We start from the raw sequence: 1,446 nt of genomic DNA, 5'->3' as shown, positions 1-1,446 counted from the left end.
TCTAAGCCCGGCGGATTTGCCTACCAGGCACGACTACAGGCTTGAACCAACATATCCAACAGTTGGCTGAGCTAACCTTCTCCGTCCCCACATCGCACTATTGATCGGTACAGGAATATTGACCTGTTTCCCATCAGCTACGCATCTCTGCCTCGCCTTAGGGGCCGACTCACTCTACGCCGATGAACGTTGCGTAGAAAACCTTGCGCTTACGGCGAGGGGGCTTTTCACCCCCTTTAACGCTACTCATGTCAGCATTCGCACTTCTGATACCTCCAGCATCCGTTACCAGACACCTTCACAGGCCTACAGAACGCTCTCCTACCACTTGCAATAAATTGCAAATCCGCAGCTTCGGTAACTGGCTTAGCCCCGTTACATCTTCCGCGCAGGACGACTCGATCAGTGAGCTATTACGCTTTCTTTAAATGATGGCTGCTTCTAAGCCAACATCCTGACTGTTTTAGCCTTCCCACTTCGTTTCCCACTTAGCCAATTTTAGGGACCTTAGCTGGCGGTCTGGGTTGTTTCCCTCTTGAGTCCGGACGTTAGCACCCGGTGCTCTGTCTCCCAAGCTGTACTCTGCGGTATTCGGAGTTTGCATAGGTTTGGTAAGTCGCCATGACCCCCTAGCCTAAACAGTGCTCTACCCCCGCAGGTAATACTTGAGGCACTACCTAAATAGTTTTCGGAGAGAACCAGCTATTTCCAAGTTTGTTTAGCCTTTCACCCCTATCCACAGCTCATCCCCTAGTTTTGCAACACTAGTGGGTTCGGACCTCCAGTACCTGTTACGGCACCTTCATCCTGGCCATGGATAGATCACTTGGTTTCGGGTCTACACCCAGCGACTGATTCGCCCTATTCGGACTCGATTTCTCTACGGCTTCCCTATTCGGTTAACCTTGCCACTGAATGTAAGTCGCTGACCCATTATACAAAAGGTACGCAGTCACCCTTGCGGGCTCCTACTTTTTGTAAGCATGCGGTTTCAGGATCTATTTCACTCCCCTCCCGGGGTTCTTTTCGCCTTTCCCTCACGGTACTGGTTCACTATCGGTCGATTACGAGTATTTAGCCTTGGAGGATGGTCCCCCCATATTCAGACAGGATTTCTCGTGTCCCGCCCTACTTTTCTCTAACTTAGTACCACACGTCTGTTTTCGCATACAGGGCTATCACCTGCTATGGCCGGGCTTTCCATCCCGTTTTGCTAACAGTCGTGCTATCACTAGAAGGCTCTTCCGATTTCGCTCGCCACTACTTTCGGAATCTCGGTTGATGTCTTTTCCTCGAGCTACTGAGATGTTTCAGTTCACCCGGTTCGCCTCGCATACCTATGTATTCAGTATGCGATACCTCTTGCGAGGTGGGTTTCCCCATTCAGAAATCTCCGGATCAAAGCTTATTTGCCAGCTCCCCGAAGCTTATCGCAGGCTATCACGT

General features: G+C 50.8%; 1 rRNA gene (running past one end of the window). It reads right to left on the bottom strand.

The window, feature by feature from the left end:
* Positions 1-1,446: ribosomal RNA gene (locus ACODSM_RS22385) — 23S ribosomal RNA — on the bottom strand (its annotated part continues 55 nt past the right edge of the window); the annotation flags it as partial.

Source organism: Acidovorax sp. FG42, assembly GCF_057809195.1.
This window is presented reverse-complemented; position numbering and strand designations above follow the sequence as displayed.